Below are 1,171 nucleotides of genomic sequence, written 5' to 3'. Positions count from 1 at the left end.
GGTTTTGGACGCTGTATGATTCGCCTCCCGCTGACGAGAGATGCAGATTGATCGAGGCGGCAAGCGGTTGAGTAGAAAAGAGATTTTCGAAAAACAGCTTGACAGTAAGAAAGGCTGCTGTAGAATGCGCGGCCTCGGTTGAGACGAAAGGCTTGATCGAAACGCTCTTTAACAACTGAATCAAGCAATTCGTGTGGGTGCTTGTGAATGTAAGACTGGTAGTCGCAAGATTATCAGCATCACAAAGCAACACTCGTTTATTCGAGAGTTACTCTTTCTAGTAAAGAGATTTGCGATTGCTGAGCCAAGTTTAGGGTTTTCTCAAAACCCAAGCAGTATTGAACTGAAGAGTTTGATCATGGCTCAGATTGAACGCTGGCGGCAGGCCTAACACATGCAAGTCGAGCGGATGAGTGGAGCTTGCTCCATGATTCAGCGGCGGACGGGTGAGTAATGCCTAGGAATCTGCCTGGTAGTGGGGGACAACGTTTCGAAAGGAACGCTAATACCGCATACGTCCTACGGGAGAAAGTGGGGGATCTTCGGACCTCACGCTATCAGATGAGCCTAGGTCGGATTAGCTAGTTGGTGAGGTAAAGGCTCACCAAGGCGACGATCCGTAACTGGTCTGAGAGGATGATCAGTCACACTGGAACTGAGACACGGTCCAGACTCCTACGGGAGGCAGCAGTGGGGAATATTGGACAATGGGCGAAAGCCTGATCCAGCCATGCCGCGTGTGTGAAGAAGGTCTTCGGATTGTAAAGCACTTTAAGTTGGGAGGAAGGGCAGTAAGTTAATACCTTGCTGTTTTGACGTTACCAACAGAATAAGCACCGGCTAACTTCGTGCCAGCAGCCGCGGTAATACGAAGGGTGCAAGCGTTAATCGGAATTACTGGGCGTAAAGCGCGCGTAGGTGGTTCGTTAAGTTGGATGTGAAAGCCCCGGGCTCAACCTGGGAACTGCATCCAAAACTGGCGAGCTAGAGTATGGCAGAGGGTGGTGGAATTTCCTGTGTAGCGGTGAAATGCGTAGATATAGGAAGGAACACCAGTGGCGAAGGCGACCACCTGGGCTAATACTGACACTGAGGTGCGAAAGCGTGGGGAGCAAACAGGATTAGATACCCTGGTAGTCCACGCCGTAAACGATGTCGACTAGCCGTTGGG

The 1,171-nt window shown here is 50.7% G+C and carries 1 rRNA gene and 1 pseudogene; one reads left to right on the top strand and one right to left on the bottom strand.

Annotated features, from left to right (window positions below):
• A pseudogene (locus tag VF716_RS20285) lies at nucleotides 1-184 on the bottom strand (hypothetical protein); the annotation flags it as partial.
• Nucleotides 185-340: 156 nt separating this feature from the next.
• Between VF716_RS20285 and VF716_RS20280 the strand changes: the two are divergent.
• Nucleotides 341-1,171: ribosomal RNA gene (locus tag VF716_RS20280) — 16S ribosomal RNA — on the top strand; the annotation flags it as partial.

The sequence above is a fragment of the Stutzerimonas sp. Brlt_14 genome (assembly GCF_051948915.1).
Taxonomy (GTDB): domain Bacteria; phylum Pseudomonadota; class Gammaproteobacteria; order Pseudomonadales; family Pseudomonadaceae; genus Stutzerimonas; species Stutzerimonas stutzeri.
Note: the sequence above shows the minus strand (reverse complement) of the source record. Positions and strands in the feature narration are given on the sequence as shown.